Annotated in this window: 18 protein-coding genes and 1 pseudogene; 15 read left to right on the top strand and 4 right to left on the bottom strand. The window is 64.2% G+C overall.

All coding sequences use genetic code 11. The features are described from left to right. Positions 1–40 precede the first annotated feature (40 nt). Entirely contained in the window at positions 41–949 is a 909-nt protein-coding gene (locus LOY69_RS19175; protein WP_102881767.1) for a LysR family transcriptional regulator, read from the bottom strand. Between the two features lie 125 nt (positions 950–1,074). Between LOY69_RS19175 and LOY69_RS19170 the strand changes: the two genes are divergently transcribed. The 10 genes from LOY69_RS19170 to LOY69_RS19125 all read left to right on the top strand — a co-directional run bounded on the left by LOY69_RS19170 (position 1,075) and on the right by LOY69_RS19125 (position 10,874). Beyond that, positions 1,075–2,223 carry a muconate cycloisomerase family protein gene (locus tag LOY69_RS19170; RefSeq protein ID WP_265073442.1) on the top strand — a complete coding sequence of 383 codons (1,149 nt, stop codon included), beginning with the start codon at positions 1,075–1,077 and terminating at the stop codon, positions 2,221–2,223. A 10-nt stretch (positions 2,224–2,233) separates the two neighbouring features. Next, positions 2,234–2,524 carry a muconolactone Delta-isomerase gene (gene catC, locus LOY69_RS19165; protein ID WP_016966965.1) on the top strand — a complete coding sequence of 97 codons (291 nt, stop codon included), beginning with the start codon at positions 2,234–2,236 and terminating at the stop codon, positions 2,522–2,524. A 51-nt stretch (positions 2,525–2,575) separates the two neighbouring features. Next, positions 2,576–3,505, top strand: coding sequence for a catechol 1,2-dioxygenase (catA, locus tag LOY69_RS19160; protein ID WP_102881766.1), 930 nt, complete (start codon positions 2,576–2,578; stop codon positions 3,503–3,505). A 154-nt stretch (positions 3,506–3,659) separates the two neighbouring features. Next, positions 3,660–4,616: an AraC family transcriptional regulator gene (locus LOY69_RS19155; protein WP_265073441.1), complete on the top strand. Its 957-nt coding sequence runs from the start codon at positions 3,660–3,662 to the stop codon at positions 4,614–4,616. Positions 4,617–5,127: 511 nt separating this feature from the next. Next, entirely contained in the window at positions 5,128–6,492 is a 1,365-nt protein-coding gene (benA, locus tag LOY69_RS19150; RefSeq protein ID WP_265073440.1) for a benzoate 1,2-dioxygenase large subunit, read from the top strand. Further along, positions 6,489–6,977 carry a benzoate 1,2-dioxygenase small subunit gene (gene benB, locus LOY69_RS19145; protein ID WP_265073439.1) on the top strand — a complete coding sequence of 163 codons (489 nt, stop codon included), beginning with the start codon at positions 6,489–6,491 and terminating at the stop codon, positions 6,975–6,977. Before benA ends, benB begins: the two co-directional genes overlap by 4 nt. Positions 6,978–6,987: 10 nt before the next feature. Beyond that, positions 6,988–8,001 (top strand): benzoate 1,2-dioxygenase electron transfer component BenC, encoded by a 1,014-nt coding sequence (gene benC / locus LOY69_RS19140; protein ID WP_265073438.1) that lies wholly within the window; start codon positions 6,988–6,990, stop codon positions 7,999–8,001. 142 nt (positions 8,002–8,143) lie between these two features. Further along, positions 8,144–8,917, top strand: coding sequence for a 1,6-dihydroxycyclohexa-2,4-diene-1-carboxylate dehydrogenase (locus LOY69_RS19135; RefSeq protein ID WP_265073437.1), 774 nt, complete (start codon positions 8,144–8,146; stop codon positions 8,915–8,917). A gap of 289 nt (positions 8,918–9,206) precedes the next feature. Then, entirely contained in the window at positions 9,207–9,938 is a 732-nt protein-coding gene (locus tag LOY69_RS19130; protein ID WP_265073436.1) for an alanyl-tRNA editing protein, read from the top strand. Continuing rightward, entirely contained in the window at positions 9,939–10,874 is a 936-nt protein-coding gene (locus LOY69_RS19125; protein ID WP_265073435.1) for a hypothetical protein, read from the top strand. Positions 10,875–10,940: 66 nt separating this feature from the next. Here LOY69_RS19125 and LOY69_RS19120 read toward each other — a convergent pair whose 3' ends face one another. The 3 genes from LOY69_RS19120 to LOY69_RS19110 all read right to left on the bottom strand — a co-directional run bounded on the left by LOY69_RS19120 (position 10,941) and on the right by LOY69_RS19110 (position 13,710). Then, positions 10,941–11,486, bottom strand: coding sequence for a hypothetical protein (locus tag LOY69_RS19120; RefSeq protein ID WP_265073434.1), 546 nt, complete (start codon positions 11,484–11,486; stop codon positions 10,941–10,943). A gap of 182 nt (positions 11,487–11,668) precedes the next feature. Continuing rightward, positions 11,669–13,051: an ATP-binding protein gene (locus tag LOY69_RS19115; RefSeq protein ID WP_123394591.1), complete on the bottom strand. Its 1,383-nt coding sequence runs from the start codon at positions 13,049–13,051 to the stop codon at positions 11,669–11,671. Then, positions 13,048–13,710, bottom strand: coding sequence for a response regulator (locus tag LOY69_RS19110; RefSeq protein WP_019092959.1), 663 nt, complete (start codon positions 13,708–13,710; stop codon positions 13,048–13,050). The genes LOY69_RS19115 and LOY69_RS19110 overlap by 4 nt, the downstream gene beginning before the upstream one ends. A gap of 171 nt (positions 13,711–13,881) precedes the next feature. Here LOY69_RS19110 and LOY69_RS19105 point away from each other — a divergent pair, with 171 nt between their 5' ends. The 5 genes and pseudogenes from LOY69_RS19105 to LOY69_RS19085 all read left to right on the top strand — a co-directional run bounded on the left by LOY69_RS19105 (position 13,882) and on the right by LOY69_RS19085 (position 18,728). Beyond that, positions 13,882–14,148 carry a PepSY domain-containing protein gene (locus LOY69_RS19105; RefSeq protein WP_060840094.1) on the top strand — a complete coding sequence of 89 codons (267 nt, stop codon included), beginning with the start codon at positions 13,882–13,884 and terminating at the stop codon, positions 14,146–14,148. Continuing rightward, complete coding sequence (locus tag LOY69_RS19100) at positions 14,148–14,693, top strand: cytochrome b/b6 domain-containing protein (RefSeq protein ID WP_265073433.1); 546 nt, start codon at positions 14,148–14,150, stop codon at positions 14,691–14,693. The genes LOY69_RS19105 and LOY69_RS19100 overlap by 1 nt, the downstream gene beginning before the upstream one ends. 46 nt (positions 14,694–14,739) lie before the next feature. Then, complete coding sequence (locus tag LOY69_RS19095) at positions 14,740–16,035, top strand: sialidase family protein (protein WP_265073432.1); 1,296 nt, start codon at positions 14,740–14,742, stop codon at positions 16,033–16,035. After that, positions 16,035–16,646, top strand: a complete 612-nt coding sequence (locus LOY69_RS19090) for a hypothetical protein (RefSeq protein WP_102881755.1) — start codon at positions 16,035–16,037, stop codon at positions 16,644–16,646. The genes LOY69_RS19095 and LOY69_RS19090 overlap by 1 nt, the downstream gene beginning before the upstream one ends. Positions 16,647–16,695: 49 nt before the next feature. Next, positions 16,696–18,728 (top strand): annotated as a pseudogene (locus tag LOY69_RS19085) (LTA synthase family protein). The last annotated feature ends 56 nt before the right edge of the window (positions 18,729–18,784 follow it).

The following is an 18,784-nucleotide window of genomic DNA, read 5'->3' as shown; positions in this document are numbered from 1 at the left end:
AGCAGTGGTTTTGACGGGGGCCTACTGCACCCGCACCGAGTCAGCTGACCACGGGCTGTTCGCGACCGATCTCGCTGCGCAACTGGGCAATCAGGTGCAGGCAGTGGGTGAGCCCCGGCGACGGCTCGCCGACCCGGCGGCTGAGGATTATTGGCGAAGTGGCCTCGGGTTCCTGCAGCGGGCAAAAACCGATGTCGTCGCGATGCAGCACCTGCACCGAGGCCGGCACCAGGGTGATGCCGATGCCGGCGCCCACCAGGCCGATGGCGGTCTGCAATTCGTTGGTCCACTGGGCGATCTTCAGGTTCAGGCCGCGGGCACTGAACAGCGCGATCACATGGTCGGCGTAGCTCGGGCGCGGGTTGGCCGGATACAGCACGAAGGGCTCGTTGGCCAGTTGCTCAAGGCTCACCTCTTGTCCCAGCAAGGGATGGCCGGCGGGCAGGGCGACCACCAGTCGGTCCTCGGTCAGCACCCTCTGCACAATGGCCGGGTCGTCGATGTGAATCCGCCCGAAGCCGATGTCGATGCGTCCTGCCTTCAAGGCTTCCACCTGTTGCAGGGTGGTCATTTCCGACAATCCCAGTTCCAGCTCCAGGGTTTCGTTGCTGCGCAGGCGGCGGATCAGTTGCGGCAGCACGCCGTACAGGGTCGAGGGGGCAAAACCGATGCCCAGCCAGGTCTTGTGCCCCAGGCCAATGCGCCGGGTGTTGTCGCAGACCTTGCCCAACTGCTCCAGCACCCGGTTGGAATGTTCATAGAAAAACCGCCCGGCGGCGGTCAGGCGCAGCGGTCGGCTGCGTTCCAGCAACAGCACCCCCAACTCGTCCTCCAACTGCTGGATCTGCCGGCTCAAAGGCGGTTGGGCGATGTGCAGGCGTTCGGCGGCGCGGGTGAAATTGAGGGTTTCCCCCAGCACCTGGAAGTAGCGCAGATGACGCAATTCCATGACAGCTCCCCTGTAGAGATATGCATACCTTTAAGGTATCAAGCCAGACCAATTCTATATTGGAACCCCGGAAAAAGCCGGGACAGAATCGAGCGCAGAACTTCAAGAACCTCACGGGTATGGACATGCACGCTTCTGCCATTGAATCGATCGAAACGATCATCGTCGATCTGCCGACCATTCGCCCCCACAAGCTGGCCATGCACACCATGCAGAACCAGACCCTGGTGCTGATCCGCCTGCGCTGCGCCGACGGCATCGAAGGCCTGGGGGAATCCACCACCATCGGCGGCCTGGCCTATGGCAACGAAAGCCCGGACAGCATCAAGACCAACATCGACCGCTTCTTCACCCCGCTGCTGATCGGCCAGGACGCTAGCAACATCAACGCCGCCATGCTGCGCCTGGAGCAGAGCATCCGCGGCAACACCTTCGCCAAGTCCGGCATCGAAAGCGCCTTGCTCGACGCCCAGGGCAAGCGCCTCGGCCTGCCGGTCAGCGAACTGCTGGGCGGCCGCGTACGCGATGCGCTGCCGGTGGCCTGGACCCTGGCCAGCGGCGACACCGCCAAGGACATCGCCGAAGCCGAGAAGATGCTCGACCTGCGCCGCCACCGGATCTTCAAGCTGAAGATCGGCGCCGGTGAAGTGGACCGCGACCTGGCTCACGTGATCGCCATCAAGAAGGCCCTGGGCGATCGCGCCAGCGTGCGGGTCGACGTCAACCAGGCCTGGGACGAAGCCGTGGCCCTGCGCGCCTGCCGCATCCTCGGCGGCAACGGCATCGACCTGATCGAGCAACCGATTTCCCGCAACAACCGCGCCGGCATGGTGCGCCTGAATGCCAGCAGCCCGGCGCCGATCATGGCCGACGAATCCATCGAATGCGTGGAAGACGCCTTCAACCTGGCCCGGGAAGGCGCTGCTTCGGTGTTCGCCCTGAAGATCGCCAAGAACGGCGGCCCCCGCGCCACCCTGCGCACCGCGGCGATTGCCGAGGCGGCGGGCATCGGCCTGTACGGCGGCACCATGCTCGAAGGCGGCATCGGCACCCTGGCCTCGGCCCACGCCTTCCTGACCTTGAACAAACTGAGCTGGGACACCGAGCTGTTCGGCCCGCTGCTGCTGACCGAGGACATCCTCGCCGAGCCGCCGGTGTACCGGGATTTCCACCTGCATGTCTCACGGGCACCGGGCCTCGGCCTGAGCCTGGACGAAGAGCGCCTGGCGTTCTTCCGTCGCGACAAAACCACCCCCGTGCTGCATCACACCTGAGGAGGGCTGCATGCTATTCCACGTGAAAATGACCGTGAACCTGCCGGTCGACATGAACCCCGAGCGCGCCGCGCAACTGAAAGCCGAGGAAAAGGCCCTGGCCCAGCGCCTGCAGGCCGAAGGCAAGTGGCGTCACCTGTGGCGCATCGCCGGGCTGTACGCCAACTACAGCGTGTTCGACGTCGACAGCGTGCAGGAACTGCACGACACCCTGATGCAATTGCCGCTGTACCCGTACATGGCCATCGAAGTTAACGCCCTGTGCAGGCATCCTTCGTCCATTCATGAGGATGACCGCTGAGTTCGCATCAGCCCGTTCACCACTCTAATAAATACAAGATGAGGATTAATCATGAACGTCAGAATTTCCCAGACTGCCAGCGCCCAACGCTTTCTTGAAGAAGCCAGCGGCCAGTTCACCGAAGGCGGCAACCCTCGGGCCAAGGCCATCGTCTACCGCATCCTGCGGGACACCGTGAACATCATCGAAGACCTGAACGTCACCCCGGAAGAATTCTGGAAAGCCGTCAACTACCTCAACGTCCTCGGCGCCCGCCAGGAAGCCGGCCTGCTGGCCGCGGGCTTGGGCCTGGAACACTACCTGGACCTGCTGATGGACGCCGCCGACGAACAGGCCGGCAAGACCGGCGGCACCCCGCGCACCATTGAAGGCCCGCTGTACGTGGCCGGCGCGCCCCTGAGCCAGGGTGAAGCGCGCCTGGACGACGGCCTCGACCCGGGCGTGGTGCTGTTCATGCAAGGGCAAGTGACCAACACTGCCGGCGAACCCCTGGCCGGCGCCATTGTCGACGTCTGGCACGCCAACACCGGCGGCACCTATTCCTACTTCGACGGCAGCCAGTCGGAGTTCAACCTGCGCCGGCGCATCGTCACCGACGCCGAGGGCCGCTACCGTTTTCGCAGCATCGTGCCGTCCGGCTACGGCTGCCCGCCGGAAGGCCCGACCCAGCAACTGCTGGATCAACTGGGGCGTCACGGCCAGCGCCCGGCGCACATCCACTTCTTCATCTCGGCCGATGACCATCGCCACCTGACCACCCAGATCAACCTGGACGGCGACCCGTACCTGCACGACGACTTCGCCTATGCCACCCGCGACGAGCTGATCGCCAAGATCACCTTCAGCGAAGACCAGGCCCGGGCCAAGGAACTGGGCGTGAGTGGCCGCTTCGCGGAAATTCACTTCGACTTCACCCTGCAGTCTTCGGCCCAGCCGCAAGAGCAGCAGCGCCACGAACGGGTGCGTGCCCTGGAGGCCTGACTCCAGCACGGCAAGACCGAGCCACGGACGCCTTGTGCGGCCCGTGGCTTTTGTCGTTGTCGGCCCGGGCTTTTTGACCTTGCGTGATTGCCTGCCTGCGCGGCCTGCCACCGCGCGGTGCAGCCCCAACAAGAACAATCAGAGTGACCCGATTATGCAAATGCATCTGTTGAGTGAACGCAGCCGCGTGTTTGTTCAAGCCGATCCCCATGCCGTGTCCGGTTACGTCAATCAGCACGTGGGCAGCCACTGCATCCGCCTACCGCGTGCCGGCCAGCCCCAGGCCAGCCTGCAGCACCGGGCCCTGGCCAGCCTGGATTTGTGCAGCATCAGCTACGGCGGCAGCGTGCGCGTCACCTCGCCGGCCCTGGAAAGCATCTACCACCTGCAAGTGCTGCTGCGGGGTCACTGCCTGTGGCGCGGCCGTGGCCAGGAACACTACTTCACCCCGGGGGAACTGCTGCTGATCAACCCCGACGACCCGGTGGACCTGACCTATTCCGACGACTGCGAAAAATTCATCATCAAGATTCCCACCCGCTTGCTGGAAACTGCCTGCCAGGAACAGCGCTGGCAGTACCCGGGGCAGGGCGTGCGCTTTCTGCGCCAGCGCTATCAACTGCAGGAACTGGAAGGCTTCATCCCCTTGCTGAGCCTGCTATGCCAGGAAGCCGAAGCCCTGGAAAGCATGCCCAAGGTCCAGGAGCACTACGCGCACATTCTGGTGGGCAAACTGCTGGGCCTGATGCAGACCAACGTCCAGCGCGGCACCCTGAGCGCCTCGGCGGCGACCTTCGAACGGATTGCCGACTACATCGAACGCAACCTCAAGCACGACATCGGCTGCGAAGAACTGGCGCAACAGGCGCGCATGAGCCTGCGCTCGCTGTACGCGCTGTTCGAACGCAATGCCCGCACCACGCCGAAGAACTACATCCGCCAGCAGAAACTGCAACGGGTGCACGCCTGCCTCAGCGACCCGTACAGCCCGGTGCGCAACGTCACCGAACTGGCCCTGGATTTCGGCTTCCTGCACCTTGGGCGTTTTGCCCAAAGCTACCGCCAGCAATATGGCGAACTGCCCTCCGACACCCTCAAGCGTCGCCACTGACCGGCCCGCCCCGCTATGGGCATCCGTTCCGACCTGTGCCTGGCGATCATCCGGCAGACCTTCGGCGTCCTTGGGATCCCTGCGCCTCCTGCGGAGCCGTTCGCAGCCTGCGGCAGCGGCTACATACCCCTGTAGCCGCTGCCGAGCCTGCGAGGCTGCGAAAAGGTCCGCAGGACCTTGCCTGGCGATCGCCAGTCGAACCTCCAGCGGCCTTGAGATCCTTGCGTCCCTTCGGGCCGTTCGCAGCCTGCGGCAGCGGCTACACGCCCCTGTAGCCGCTGCCGAGCCTGCGAGGCTGCGAAAAGGTCCGCAGGACCTTGCCTGGCGATCGCCAGCCGGACTTCCAGCGGCCTTGAGATCCTTGCGTCCCTTCGGGCCGTTTGCAGCCTGCGGCAGCGGCTACAGAGCAATCTGCAGAAAACGGATACAGGTCTGCACGCATTGGCTATTGCCCGTTCCAAGCCCGCCCTAGCATGGCCCTGCCTGAATAAAAACAATGGAGGCGGCGGCCATGTCCCTGCGACCCGAATACCTGCATTCCCTGCTTGAAGAAGACCCCGACCAGGGCGTCTACCGCTGCAAGCGGGAGATGTTCACCGACCCCCGGCTGTTCGATCTGGAGATGCAGCACATCTTCGAAGGCAACTGGCTGTACCTGGCCCACGACAGCCAGATCCCCAACCCCAACGACTACTACAGCACCACCATGGGCCGGCAGCCGGTGTTCATCGCGCGCAACAAGAACGGTGAGCTCAACGCCTTCATCAACGCCTGCAGCCATCGCGGCGCCATGCTCTGCCGGCACAAGACTGGCAACAAGGCGTCCTTCACCTGCCCGTTCCACGGCTGGACCTTCAACAACACCGGCAAGCTGCTCAAGGTCAAGGACCCGGCCGCCGCCGGCTACCCGGCCAGCTTCAACTGCGAAGGCTCCCACGACCTGACCCGCGTCGCGCGCTTCGAGTCCTATCGCGGCTTTCTGTTCGGCAGCCTCAACCCCGACGTGTTGCCCCTGGTGGAGCACCTGGGGGAGTCGGCGAAGATCATCGACATGATCGTCGACCAGTCCGCCGACGGCCTGGAAGTGCTGCGCGGCTCTTCCAGCTACATCTACGAAGGCAACTGGAAGCTCACCGCCGAGAACGGCGCCGACGGCTACCACGTCAGCTCGGTGCACTGGAACTACGCCGCCACCCAGAACCAGCGCAAGCAGCGCGAGGCCGGGGAAGACATCCGCACCATGAGCGCCGGCACCTGGGCCAAGCAGGGCGGTGGCTTCTACTCCTTCGACAAGGGCCACATGCTGCTCTGGACCCGCTGGTCCAACCCCGAGGACCGCCCACTCTACGAACGCCGCGACGAGCTGGCCCGGGACTTCGGTCAGGCCCGGGCCGACTGGATGATCGAGAACTCGCGCAACCTGTGCCTGTATCCGAACCTCTACCTGATGGACCAGTTCAGCTCGCAGATCCGCATTGCCCGGCCGATCTCCGTGGACCGCACCGAAATCACCATCTACTGCATCGCGCCCAAGGGCGAGAGCGACGAAGCCCGGGCCCGGCGCATCCGCCAGTACGAGGACTTCTTCAACGTCAGCGGCATGGCCACCCCGGACGACCTGGAGGAATTCCGCTCCTGCCAACTCGGCTACCAGGGCAGCAACACAGCCTGGAACGACATGTCCCGCGGCGCCGAGCACTGGGTCCAGGGTGCGGACGACGCAGCGAAAGAAATTGACCTGCAGCCGATCCTCAGCGGCGTGCGCACCGAGGACGAGGGCCTGTTCGTGATGCAGCACAAGTACTGGCAGCAAACCCTGCTCGCGGCCCTGGAGCGTGAAGCCTCACGGCAGATCGATGTGGAGGCCGTGCAATGAATATTTCCTACGATGCCGTGCGCGATTTTCTGTACCGCGAAGCCCGCTACCTGGACGACAAGGACTGGGACAGCTGGCTGGAGCTCTACGCCCCGGACGCCACCTTCTGGATGCCCTCCTGGGACGACAGCGACCAGTTGACCGAAGACCCGCAGCGGGAAATCTCGCTGATCTGGTACGGCAACCGCAGCGGCCTGGAAGACCGGGTGTTCCGCATCAAGACCGAGCGCTCCAGCGCCAGCATTCCCGACACCCGCACCTCCCACAACCTGAGCAATATCGAGCTGCTGGAGCAGGGCGACGGCCTGTGCAAGCTGCGCTTCAACTGGCACACCCTGAGCTTTCGCTACAAGACCGTGGACAGCTACTTCGGCTGCAGCTTCTACACCCTGGATGTGCGCGGCGATAACCCGCTGATCCTGGCCAAGAAAGTCATCCTGAAGAACGACTACGTTCGCCAGGTCGTCGATATCTACCACCTCTGAGGCGACCGCCATGAGCCATCAAATCGCACTCAACTTCGAAGACGGCGTCACCCGTTTCGTCAACGCCAACCCGGGCGAAAGCGTAGCCGACGCCGCCTACCGCCAAGGCATCAACATCCCCCTGGACTGCCGCGACGGCGCCTGTGGCACCTGCAAGTGCTTTGCCGAAGCCGGGCGCTACGAGCTGGGGGAGGACTACATCGAAGACGCTCTGAGCGCCGATGAGGCCGAGCAGGGTTTTGTCCTCACCTGCCAGATGCGCGCCCTCGGTGATTGCGTGGTGCGGGTGCCGGCTTCGTCCCAGGTCTGCCGCGCCGGGCAGGCCATCTTTCAGGCCAACATCAGCGCGGTGCGCCAGCTGTCCGACAGCACCATTGCCCTGTCGATCAAGGGTGAAGCCCTGAGCCAGCTGGCGTTCCTGCCGGGGCAATACGTCAACCTCGGGGTGCCCGGCAGCGAACAAACCCGGGCCTATTCCTTCAGCTCGCTGCAGCGCGACGGCGAGGTCAGCTTCCTGATCCGCAATGTGCCCGGCGGCCTGATGAGCAGCTTCCTCACCGGTCTCGCCAAAGCCGGTGACAGCCTGACCCTGGCCGGGCCCCTGGGCAGCTTCTACCTGCGGGATATTCGCCGGCCCTTGCTGTTGCTGGCCGGCGGCACCGGGCTGGCGCCGTTCACCGCGATGCTGGAGAAAATTGCCGAGCAGGGCAGTGAGCATCCGCTGCATTTGATCTACGGCGTGACCAACGATTTCGACCTGGTGGAACTGGATCGCCTGGAAGACTTTGCCGCGCGCATCCCCCACTTCAGCTTCAGCGCCTGCGTGGCCAACCCTGAAAGCCACTACCCGCGCAAGGGCTACGTGACCCAGCACATCGAACCGGCGCACCTCAACCAGGGTGATGTGGACGTGTACCTGTGCGGCCCGCCGCCGATGGTCGAGGCGGTGAGCCAGTTCATCCGCGAGCAGGGCATCGCCCCGGCGAATTTCTACTACGAGAAATTTGCCGCCAGCGCTGCCTGAAGGACGCCTCGCCGCTGTAGGAGCTGGCTTGCCAGCGAAGGCGTCCACAAGAGCGCTGCTAGGCTCAAGGGCCTCTTCGCCGGCAAGCCGGCTCCTACGTCGGGTGGCGTTCTCTCCATCTTTTTGCATTCACGAGGTTTCCATGAACCGTTTCCACAACCAAGTCGCCCTGGTCACCGGCGCCGCCCAAGGCATCGGCCGTCGCGTTGCCGAACGCCTGGCCGAAGAGGGCGCTCGCGTGGTGCTGGTGGACCGCTCCGAACTGGTCTTCGAACTGGCCGCCGAACTGAGCCCCTGCTACCCGGTCCTGGCCCTGTCCGCCGACCTGGAGCAGTACAGCGAATGCAGCCGAATCATGGCGGCGGCCATCGCCCACTTCGGCCGCCTCGACATCCTCATCAACAACGTCGGCGGCACCATCTGGGCCAAGCCCTTCGAACACTACGAGCCCGCGCAGATCGAAGCCGAAGTCCGTCGCTCATTGTTCCCCACTCTGTGGTGCTGCCACGCCGCCTTGCCGCAGATGCTGGAGCAGGGCAGCGGGGCCATCGTCAACGTCTCGTCCATCGCCACCCGCAGCCTCAATCGCGTGCCTTACGGTGCGGCCAAGGGTGGGATCAACGCGCTCACCGCCTGCCTGGCCTTCGAAACCGCCGGCCGTGGCGTGCGGGTCAACGCCACCGCTCCGGGCGGCACCGAAGCCCCGCCGCGGCGCATTCCGCGCAACAGCGCTGAACAAAGCCCCGAGGAGCAAGTCTGGTACCAGCAGATCGTCGATCAGACCCTCGACAGCAGCCTGATGAAACGCTACGCCAGCGTCGACGAACAAGCCGCAGCCATCCTGTTTCTGGCCTCCGCCGAAGCCTCCTACATCACCGGCACAGTGCTGCCGGTGGGCGGCGGCGACCAGGGCTGAGGAGCAACCTCCTGCTGAATGACCGACCTGTAGGAGCCGGCTTGCCGGCGAATGCGTCCGCGAGATCGCTTTCGCCGGCAAGCCGGCTCTTACGGTAATCGCGTATTGGGTTGGCTTGCGCACGAGAGGTAGGTTGGGGATTGTGTGCGCCGAAAATTAATCCTATGGATTTATTATTAATCCAAGGGTTGAATTTTTATCGGCAGATGGTTCTCAATGCACCACACAGGCAACGGCTATTCATGGGAATCCCCGGCCGGCCGTGAATGCTCAAGGACGCGAGGCATACATGAACCCAACCCTTCCTTTGTTTCACCAGCAACCCTACCTGCAAACCGTGCAATGCCAGATCCACCGGCTTGAACGGGACGATTCGGGTGCGCCCTTCGCTCTATTGAGCGAGACGGTGTTCTATCCCCAGGGCGGCGGCCAACTGGGGGATCGGGGGCTGCTGACCCTCAGCGAACCCGGGGCCGGTGATGTGCCGCAGGTGATCGAGATCACCACCACCAAAAGGAAGGACGACGAGATCAGGCATTACCTGAAGCTGGATGACGCCGGGTTCGGGCAGTTGCAATCACTCGTGCCGGGGCAGAGGGTGACGGCGACCCTGGATTGGTCCCTGCGCTATCAGCAGATGCGCATTCATTCGGCCATGCACCTGATGCACTGCCTGCTGGAGCAGACGCTGGGGCGCTCGATTCCACACCCGGTCCGCTCGCCGTTGAATGACCAGGGCGGGGAAAACCACTATGAGTTCATGGGCGAGTTCGATGAGCAGAGCCTTGAGCGTGCGACACAAGAGTTGAATCGCTTTTGCGCGGCCGGTCATGCCGTCAGAACCCAGGCCGATACCGGCAAAGGTCCAGGCTATCGCTGGTGGCAATGCGGCGAATGGTCAATCCCCTGTGGCGGCGTGCATGTCGGCAATACGCGAGAGATAGGGGCCGTCACTGCCAGCATGAAAATCAGGAAAAACACCACCCGGGTTGCTGTCTCGTTCGCGGTAGAGGCTGAATAAATGTCGGAGAACCAGCAGGCCTTTGGCGCGTTTCTCACCCAGTTGCGCCTCGAAAGCGGCCACCTGAAGATTTCAACTTTTCTGGAAACCGTGAACATTCCGTTTTCCGCCAACCACTACCGGGACGTCGAGGCAGGGCGCAAGCACCTGAGCCTTGAGTCAGCCGTCGAACTGCATGACCAACTGGGCATCGTCCCCGCCAGCAAGTCGAGCTTCGATTACTACTGGCATTACTTTCGCGACTTGTTGCCGGCCCCCGTGCACGAAATGCTGTTTGGCAAAGGGGTGGAGGTCAAGGATCTTTCCGCCATGCTCGAGGTGCGCGAGCACGACTCCAAGCTACTGCGCCGCGCCTTGAGCTTGAGCCGCTACGAACGTGAGTTCATCGTCACCGAAGAGATCATTGCAGCCTTCAAGGAACACTTCGAACTGCTGCCGTTGATGACCTATCTGTACATGGTGGACAGCGCCTCGGTGGCCGAAATCCAGGCGGTGTGCCAGCAGCTCGGCCTGGCCTACGACGCGCGTACCGAAGCCTTCCTGAGCCTTGTGGCCAAGGAGCGCAGCACCCCGCAGTCACCCTTCGTGCGCCATGCCCCGACCTTGAGAATGCCCAGAACCGCAGAGGCCCTGGCGCTCAAGGACCGGTTCCTGCGTCACGAGATCGACCGATCGTTGACCAAGCCCGAGCAAAGCGAATATTTCAATGTGTCCGGATCATTCAAGTACAGCGCGATGGTTACGCTCAAAGCGGCGGAAATCGAAGAGATCCAGGACCGTCTTGTCGATCTGTTTTCAGTGATCGAAGTGCACAACAAATCTTCCGGACAGCTGGAAGACACAGGGGCTGATCCCTACTTCTTCGGGCTGGTGGTGTCGGGCCGCCCGGAATATGACGGGCGCGCGGGGCGATCGAAGAAAAAGAGCCGGGGATGAAGCGGACTAAGGCCGCTGCCACCCATGGCCACAGCCGAGCACTGGGTGGAGACGGCCCAAGCGGCGCTATGACCTGTTCTGGGGAATGGCATAGGGCAGGGTGATGGGCGGCGCGTCCTGCAAAGGCCGCGAAGACTTCGCCATCAGATAGCCGATGATCTGCGCCGAGCTGAGCTCGATATGCAACAGGTCTTCATCGTCAAACCACGCGTTGGGCCAGAAGATCAGGTCCGAGGCATTGGCCTCGGGGAAGTTGGTTTCCAGCAGGCTCAGGGCGTAGTCCGTATCAGACTCCGTGCCCTCGCCTTGGCAGATGAAATCCGCCACGGCGCACGCTTCGTCGAAGCTCAGGTCATCAACGTAGCGCTTCTGATGAAAGGCGGTGCGCAGAAAGTTCTCCGCGCTGGTATGGCTGTGCATCACGAGAAACTCGTGGAACTCGAAGGGCCGGCCGGCGTGGCTGTTCCACTGCTGGATCAGCGCATTGATCTCGGGGCTTTCCCGGCCTTGGTTGTCCCAGATCCGGTCGAGGATCTGCTCCAGCAGGTCCTTCATCAACGCATTTGTTTTCGGCATCGGTGGTGTTGGTTTCAGCCGTTCCGGCATGGCCATGGGTATCTCCTTGATTGTCATTTCATGCGGCTGGCAGGGGGCCGCGAGATCGCCCTCGCCGGCAAGCCGGCTCCTACGGGGGATGGTGCGTGCTTGTGTAGGAGCTGGCTTGCCAGCGAAGACGCCCGCCAGACCATCCTCATTCCCGAGCGGCGCACAGGATAGGCCCTTCGCGCCGCCGACTAAAGCGCTGGCCCCAGCAACAACAACGCACACAACCCGCCCTCAGGCCGATTGCGCAGCTCCAGACGGCCACCGATCTTGCTGACGATCATCTGCACAATCGCCAGCCCTAGCCCGGCGCCATGGGCATTGCCCTGGCTGTAGAAGCGCTCCAGCAAACGCCCGCGCTCCTCTTCGTTGATGCCGGGCCCGGCATCTTCCACGCACAGGTGCATCGCGCCATCGGCCTGGGGCCGCAGGCCGACCCGCACCTCGCTGCCCGCGGGGGCAAAGTTCAGAGCGTTGGTCACCAGGTTCTGCAGGGCAATGGCCAAAGCCACCGGGTCGGTGTCGATCAGGCAGCCTTCGTCACCTTCCAGCACCAGTTCAACATCCTTCTCCAGGGCCAAAGGCGTCAGCTCCGCCAGCTCTTCGCGCACCAGGGCGCTGAGGTCGATGCGGCTCAGGCGCGGGTTGCTCAGCTGAGGCTCGATGCGCGCCATGGTCAGCAGCTGACTGCCTATGCGGGTGGCGCGGTCGACGCCGCTCAGCAAAAAGTCCAGGGCTTCCTGGCGTTGCTCCGGGCTGCCGGCGCTCTGGGCGTTCTGCGCGTGAATCCGCAGGATCGCCAGGGGCGTGCGCAGTTCATGGGCGGCGTCGGCGATAAAGCGTCGCTCGCGCTCCAGCAGGCTGTCGATCTGCGCCAACAACTGGTTGAGGGCGGTCTGCATCGGCTCCAGGTCCTGGGGCAGGGGCTTGAGCCCGAGCGGCTGCAAGGTGTCGCTGCTGCGCCCGCGAATGGCCCGGGCCATGGCCCGCAGTGGCGCCAGGCCCCAGCCGATGGTCAGCCAGATCAGCAGCGCCAGCAGCGGCACGCCGATCAGGGTCGGCCACAGGGTATGGCGCACGATGCGCTGGATCAGGTCCTGGCGGATGTCATCGCGCTCGCCAACCCAGATCAGCAAGCCCTGTTGCGGGTCGGCCAGCAGAAAGGCGCACCAGTCCTTGCCGTTTTCCAGGATGTCGTGTGCGCCCAGGGTGGTGGGCGGTGCCTCCAGCAGCGGGGCCTCAGCGGAGCGCATCAGCAACTGGCCGTCGTCGCGCCAGACCTGGAAGGTCAGGCGGGTTTCATAAGGGTGGGCGGCGCCGTCCACGCCGACCCGGCTCATGGCCTGGTCGAAGGCCTGGTGCAGGCGCTCCCAGTCCGCTGCGTCCGGCTTTTGAGCCGGGTCGCGCTGGCGCAGCACCCCTTGCAGCAGGCGCGCGCTCTGGGCCAGCTGGGCGTCGTAGACCTCTTCGATTTCATGGTGGCTGTCGCGCAGCACCAGCCAGCTGATCAGCAAATCCCCCAGCAACACCAGGACCAGGACCGGCAGCAGAATCCGCGTGCGCACCGAGTTCATGGCTTGAGCGCCAGCACGTAACCGACGCCGCGCACGGTGCGGATCAGCTCGCTGCAGAGCTTCTTGCGCAGGTTGTGGATCAGCACTTCCAGGGTGTTGCTCTCGACCCGGTCCTGCCAGCCGTACAGCGCCCGGGACAGGCGCTCGCGGGTCACCACTTTGCCTGGGCGCACCATCAGCTGGTGCAGCAACTGGTATTCCATGGGCGTCAGCACCACTTCGTTGTCTTGGTAGTGCACCTGCTGGTTGGCCGGGTCGAGGCGGATGCCGGCATGTTCCAGCAGCGGCTGGGCACGGCCCTGGCTGCGGCGCAGCAGGGCGCGGACCCGGGCCTTGAATTCCTCGACATCGAAGGGCTTGACCAGGTAGTCGTCGGCCCCGGCATCCAGCCCGGCGATGCGCTCGGCGGTGCCATCGCGGGCGGTGAGAATCAGCACCGGCAGGTCCTGCTGGGCGGCGCGCAATTGCTGCAACAACTCCAGGCCGTCGAGCCGCGGCAGGCCCAGGTCCAACAGCAACAGGTCGAAGCTTTCCGTGCGCAGGGCGTGCAGGGCGCTGGCGCCGTCCTGCAGCCAGTCCAGGGTGTAGCCTTCGGCGCTCAGCGCCACGCGGATGCCCTGGCCGAGGGCACGATCATCTTCGACAAGCAGCAGGCGCATGGGTGGTTCTCGGTCGGGCGAGGGGGCAGGGAAGGGGCGCATGATGACGCCGGCCAGGGTCCGTCGGCAGGGGTTTTTGGTGGGGAAAATGTTACCGCGCGTTGCCAACTAAGCTTTCACTAAGCTTGGTTTTGCACAGTGCAATCTCCCCCATTACCGGAGCGTTTATCTATGCGCAAAGTCCTGCTGCTGTCCCTGGTTCTCGCCAGCCCCCTGGCCATCGCCGGCCCGCAATGCACCACCGCCGAACGTTCGCAATGGCAAGACCCGCAAGCCTTCCAGGACCAGCTCAAGGCCCAGGGCTACCAGATCAGCAAGTTCAAGGTCACTGACGGCAACTGCTACGAGATCTACGGCTTCGACAAGGACCAGCGCAAGGTCGAGATCTACCACGACCCGGTCACCGGCAAAGCGGTGAAGACCGAGATCAAAGGCTGATGCCGCACGCTTCCCTGCGGCTGTGGGACCCGCTGGTGCGACTGTTTCACCTGTCCATCGCCGGGGTCTTTATCGGCAACTACTTCTTCAATGAAGCCGGTGACGACTGGCATGTCTGGCTCGGCTACTACGCCATGGCCTGGCTGCTGTTGCGCACGCTGTGGGGATTTGTCGGGCCGCGCAGTGCGCGCTGGTCCGACTTCTGGCCGACCCGGGCCCGGCTGGCGGGGCATCTGCGCTCGCTGCTGGCCGGGCGCCCCGAGCATCGCCTGGGGCATTCACCCCTCGGGGCCTTAGTGATGCTGCTGATGCTGCTGGCGCTGTTGCTGATCGGCATCAGCGGTTTTCTGATGGAAGAGGTCGATGCCCTGTGGGGCGCCGACTGGCCGCTGCAGGTGCACGAAACCAGCGCCGATGTGCTGCTGGGGCTGGTGCTGCTGCATATGTGCGCGGCGATTTTTGAAAGCTTCCAAGTGCGCGACAACCTGCCGTTGTCGATGCTCACCGGCCGCCGCCGACCCTTGCCGGACAGTGATCGGCACTAATGGTTTTTCCCTTGTACCCCACCCAGAATTTGCCACGGGCTCCTGTATGCGTGCGCTGTCCTTTCGCCTGAGCTTCATCTGCAGCAGCCTGCTCTTGGCCGCCGTCTTTATCGCCGCCTGGCGCAGCCATCCTCCCCATCAGCTGGCGCCGTTTGCCCAGGCTGTGGTCAGCAGCGATACGGCTACGACCAACAGTACGCCGCAATACAACAGCCGCTTCGTCTCCTCGGACCTGGATGACTTCGTGCATTCGTCCTCGGTGACCGCCTTGCCCGGCGGCGACCTGATGGCCGTGTGGTTCGCCGGCTCCCGGGAAGGCGCCGCCGACGTCCAGGTGCGCAGCGCACGCTTTGACGCCAAGACTGGCGAGTGGGGCGCCGAGCAGGTGCTGGCCACCCGCGAATCGACCCGCGCTGGCACCGGGCGCTATATCCGCAAGCTCGGCAACCCGGTGATCGCCCTGGGCCCGGATCAGCGCCTGTGGATGTTCTACGTCTCGGTGTCGGTGGGCGGCTGGGCCACCAGCGCCATCAACCTGATGGTTTCCGACGACCTGGGGCGCAGTTGGTCGGCGCCGCGACAGCTGGTGACCTCGCCGTTCTTCAACATCAGCACCCTGGTGCGCGCCGCGCCGGTGTTCCATGCCGACGGCTCGATCGGCCTGCCGGTGTACCACGAGTTCATGGGCAAGTTCGCCGAGTATCTGTACCTGAGCGCCGATGGCGCGGTGATCGACAAATTCCGCATCAGCCGCGGCAAGCATTCCCTGCAACCGACCATCGTGCCCCTGGACGAACGCCGCGCCGTGGCCATGCTGCGCTACGCCGGCGACACCCACCACAAGGTCCTGGCCAGCCGCACCGAAGACGCCGGGCAGACCTGGAGCGAGCCCTATCCGCTGCAACCGTCCAACCCCAACTCGTCCCTGGCGGCGGTGGGCACCGACGATGAGGGCCTGCTGGTGGCCCTCAACGACCTGCAGGACGGGCGCTTCAAACTCAGCCTGTACGGCACCGACGCCGGCCTTAGCCAATGGCGCCCGCTGGTGGAACTGGACCAGTCCCCCGACCCCCTGGGCCAGCCGTTTTCCCACGAGGCCTACAAGGACATCATCGGCGAAGGTTTCCGCGCCTCCAGCGGCGCCCGGCGCCTGCCCCTGGAACAGCGCTTTTTGAGCAACCTCGACTACCGGGTGTGCAAGCCCCAGGGCTGCGACTTCGAGTACGAATACCCCTACTTCAGCCGCGGGACGGACGGCCTGTACCACCTGGTCTATTCCTGGAACAACACCTTTATCAAGCACGTCAGCTTCAACGCGGCGTGGCTGGCGGAGCGCTTGTGATGATGTCGCTATGGCAAGCCCACCTGAGTTTTATCCTCCTGGGCTTTGTGCTGCTTGGCAGCCTGCGCCTGACCGCGCCCTGGCGGCCCTGGCTGCTGCCCGTGCTGGCGCTGGTCAGCTTTATTCCACTGAACCAGCTGCCGCTGGCGGCCTATGTGCGCAGCTTCACCGATGATCTGGCCATCAGCACCCTGGTGCTGCTGGGCTGGGTCAGCCTGCGGCACTTGGGGGTGATTGCGCCCTTGCCAGCCAAACACCGGGTGCAGGTCCTGCTGCTGTTTATCGGCCTGACCCTGAGCCTGTACCCCGCGACCCTGGGCCTGACCTACCTCGACCCCTACCGCTGGGGCTACAACCCACGGCCGATGATCGTGCTGATGGGCCTGGCGGCGCTGGTGCTGCTGTGGCAGCGCAACCTGCTGGGGGTACTGATGCTGGCAGCCGGGACCCTGGCCTTTGCCCTGCGCCTCAAGCCCTCGGAAAACTACTGGGACTACCTGCTGGACCCACTGCTGGCGGGCTACTGCCTGATCGCCGGCAGCGGCGGGCTGCTGCTGTGGCTGTGGCGCCGCGTCACCCAGCGCAGCCGCGGGCAGCCCCTTGCCGGGTAAACCAACAGGCCGCGCCGCGGCCTTCGACAACACCAGACAGAGGTCAATGATGGGCGGGTTGCAATCACGCCGCCTGCGCTACGGCGTGGGCGCAATCGGGCTGGTATTCGGCTTGCTGGCACTGCTGCGGCTGCTGTTCGCCGTGGGTTTTTCCGGGGTGGACCTGAGCGCCGCCGACCAGCGCGAGGCCATCCTCCAGACCCTCGGCATCGGCCTGCGCTTCGACCTGCGCCTGACCTTGCTGATACTGCTGCCCCTGGCCCTGCTGGCCTGGCTGCCGCGCTGGAACCTGCTGCGCCTGCCAACTTTGCGCTGGCTGGCCCGGGCCTACCTGCTGCTGGTGCTGGGCGGGGTAGGGCTGCTGTACATCATCGACTTCGGCCACTACGCCTACCTGGGCGTACGCATCAACGCCACGGTGCTGCGCTACCTGGACGACGCACAGATCTCCCAGCAAATGCTCTGGGAAAGCTACCCGGTGCTGTGGATCGTCCTCGCCTGGGGCAGCGCCCTGAGCCTGTGGTGCTACGCCTTGCTGCGCCTGGAACGCCTGACCCTAGACCGCCCGGCGCAACCCCTGGGCCGCTGGTCCCTGGCCAGCGTCAGCGCCCTGGGCATCGCCGCCGTGTTCCTCGCCCTGCTGGGCCGGGTAGAAAACCTCAACCTGGAGAACCCCGTGCCCTTGCGCTGGAGCGATGCCTACTTCTCCGGCAACAGCCAGATCGCCGCCCTGGGCCTCAACCCCGTGCTGTTCTTCTACGACACCCTCAAGGCCGGCCAAGCCCAGTACGACGAAGCCCAAGTGCGCCAACACTATCCGGCCCTGGCCCGCTACCTCGGCGTCGACCACCCGGACCCGCAGCGCCTGAGCTTCACCCGCCAACAAGACGTGCAGCCATACCGCATCGACCGCCCCCGGCCGCCCAACGTCATCTTCGTCATGCTCGAATCCCTCGGCACCAGCGCCGTGGGCGCCTACGGCAACCCGCTCAACCCCACCCCCAACCTCGACCGCCTGGCCAGCCAGAGCTGGTTCTTCAAACACTTCTACGTCCCGGTCACCGGCACCGCCAAAACCGTGTGGGCCAGCATCACCGGTGTGCCCGACGTCACCCGCCAAGAGACCGCCACCCGCCAGCCCCTGATCACTCGGCAACACAGCCTGATCAACGCCTTCAGCGACTACCACAAGCTCTACCTGATCGGCGGCAACGCCGGCTGGGCCAACATCAACGGCCTGATCCGCCAGAGCATCGACAACGTGCGCCTGTACGACGAAAGCCACTGGCAATCGCCCCAGGTGGACGTCTGGGGCATCTCCGACCTCGACCTGTTCAAGGAAAGCGACCGCCTGCTGCGCGCCATCCCCCAGGACCAACCGTTCTTTGCCTACCTGCAAACCTCCGGCAATCACCGCCCCTTCACCATCCCCAAGGACAACGACGGCTTCCAAGTTCAAGACCTGCCTCTGGAACAAGTCCAGGCCGCCGGTTCCCGCAGCCTGGAGCAATACAACGCCGTGCGCCTGCTGGACTTCAACATCGGTCGGCTGATGGAGATCGCCAAAGCGGGGGGCTACTACGACAACACGATTTTCGTGTTCTTCGGCGACCACAACACCCGCATCAGCCAGATCCCCCACATGGCCCCCGCCTTTGAACAGCTGGGGCTGGAAAGCAACAACGTACCGCTGCTGATCCATGCCCCGGGGATGTTGCAGCCCAGAGTGATCGAAGAAGCCGTCGGCCTCGCCGACCTGCTGCCCACCGTAGCTGGCATGGCCGGGATGCCCTTCACCAATGGCGCCATGGGGCGGGACATTCAACAGCCCGCGCCGGAGGGGGAGCGGGTGGTGCCGCTGGTATTGAGGGAAGGGACCTTCCCGGTGATTGGCGGCGTGACCAAGGACTTTTTGTTGCAGATGCAGCACGACGGCAGTGGCGCGACTTTGCATGATTTGGCGTCGAATACCCCGCGAGAGGATGTGGCGCAGGAGCATCCGCAGGAGTTTGAACGGTTGCTGGAGTTGACCCGGGGATGCATGAGGGGGCGCGGTTGATGCTTTATCGGAATGTTCGTTAATACAGCTTTGCTGAATCGTTATTTTCTCTTTTATGTACAAACGTAGCATTGCATTT

The sequence above is a fragment of the Pseudomonas sp. B21-059 genome (assembly GCF_026016285.1).
Lineage (GTDB): Bacteria > Pseudomonadota > Gammaproteobacteria > Pseudomonadales > Pseudomonadaceae > Aquipseudomonas > Aquipseudomonas danubii.
Note: the sequence above shows the minus strand (reverse complement) of the source record. Positions and strands in the feature narration are given on the sequence as shown.

Bases quoted from the DNA above. Each gene is read 5' to 3' on its own strand.
- LOY69_RS19115 (WP_123394591.1), bottom strand. From the start codon at position 13,051: ATGAACTCGGTGCGCACGCGGATTCTGCTGCCGGTCCTGGTCCTGGTG.
- LOY69_RS19155 (WP_265073441.1), top strand. From the start codon at position 3,660: ATGCAAATGCATCTGTTGAGTGAACGCAGCCGCGTGTTTGTTCAAGCC.
- benB (WP_265073439.1), top strand. From the start codon at position 6,489: ATGAATATTTCCTACGATGCCGTGCGCGATTTTCTGTACCGCGAAGCC.
- LOY69_RS19120 (WP_265073434.1), bottom strand. From the start codon at position 11,486: ATGGCCATGCCGGAACGGCTGAAACCAACACCACCGATGCCGAAAACA.
- LOY69_RS19135 (WP_265073437.1), top strand. From the start codon at position 8,144: ATGAACCGTTTCCACAACCAAGTCGCCCTGGTCACCGGCGCCGCCCAA.
- LOY69_RS19105 (WP_060840094.1), top strand. From the start codon at position 13,882: ATGCGCAAAGTCCTGCTGCTGTCCCTGGTTCTCGCCAGCCCCCTGGCC.
- benC (WP_265073438.1), top strand. From the start codon at position 6,988: ATGAGCCATCAAATCGCACTCAACTTCGAAGACGGCGTCACCCGTTTC.
- LOY69_RS19175 (WP_102881767.1), bottom strand. From the start codon at position 949: ATGGAATTGCGTCATCTGCGCTACTTCCAGGTGCTGGGGGAAACCCTC.
- LOY69_RS19095 (WP_265073432.1), top strand. From the start codon at position 14,740: ATGCGTGCGCTGTCCTTTCGCCTGAGCTTCATCTGCAGCAGCCTGCTC.
- LOY69_RS19100 (WP_265073433.1), top strand. From the start codon at position 14,148: ATGCCGCACGCTTCCCTGCGGCTGTGGGACCCGCTGGTGCGACTGTTT.
- catC (WP_016966965.1), top strand. From the start codon at position 2,234: ATGCTATTCCACGTGAAAATGACCGTGAACCTGCCGGTCGACATGAAC.
- LOY69_RS19110 (WP_019092959.1), bottom strand. From the start codon at position 13,710: ATGCGCCTGCTGCTTGTCGAAGATGATCGTGCCCTCGGCCAGGGCATC.
- LOY69_RS19125 (WP_265073435.1), top strand. From the start codon at position 9,939: ATGTCGGAGAACCAGCAGGCCTTTGGCGCGTTTCTCACCCAGTTGCGC.
- catA (WP_102881766.1), top strand. From the start codon at position 2,576: ATGAACGTCAGAATTTCCCAGACTGCCAGCGCCCAACGCTTTCTTGAA.
- benA (WP_265073440.1), top strand. From the start codon at position 5,128: ATGTCCCTGCGACCCGAATACCTGCATTCCCTGCTTGAAGAAGACCCC.
- LOY69_RS19170 (WP_265073442.1), top strand. From the start codon at position 1,075: ATGCACGCTTCTGCCATTGAATCGATCGAAACGATCATCGTCGATCTG.
- LOY69_RS19130 (WP_265073436.1), top strand. From the start codon at position 9,207: ATGAACCCAACCCTTCCTTTGTTTCACCAGCAACCCTACCTGCAAACC.
- LOY69_RS19090 (WP_102881755.1), top strand. From the start codon at position 16,035: ATGATGTCGCTATGGCAAGCCCACCTGAGTTTTATCCTCCTGGGCTTT.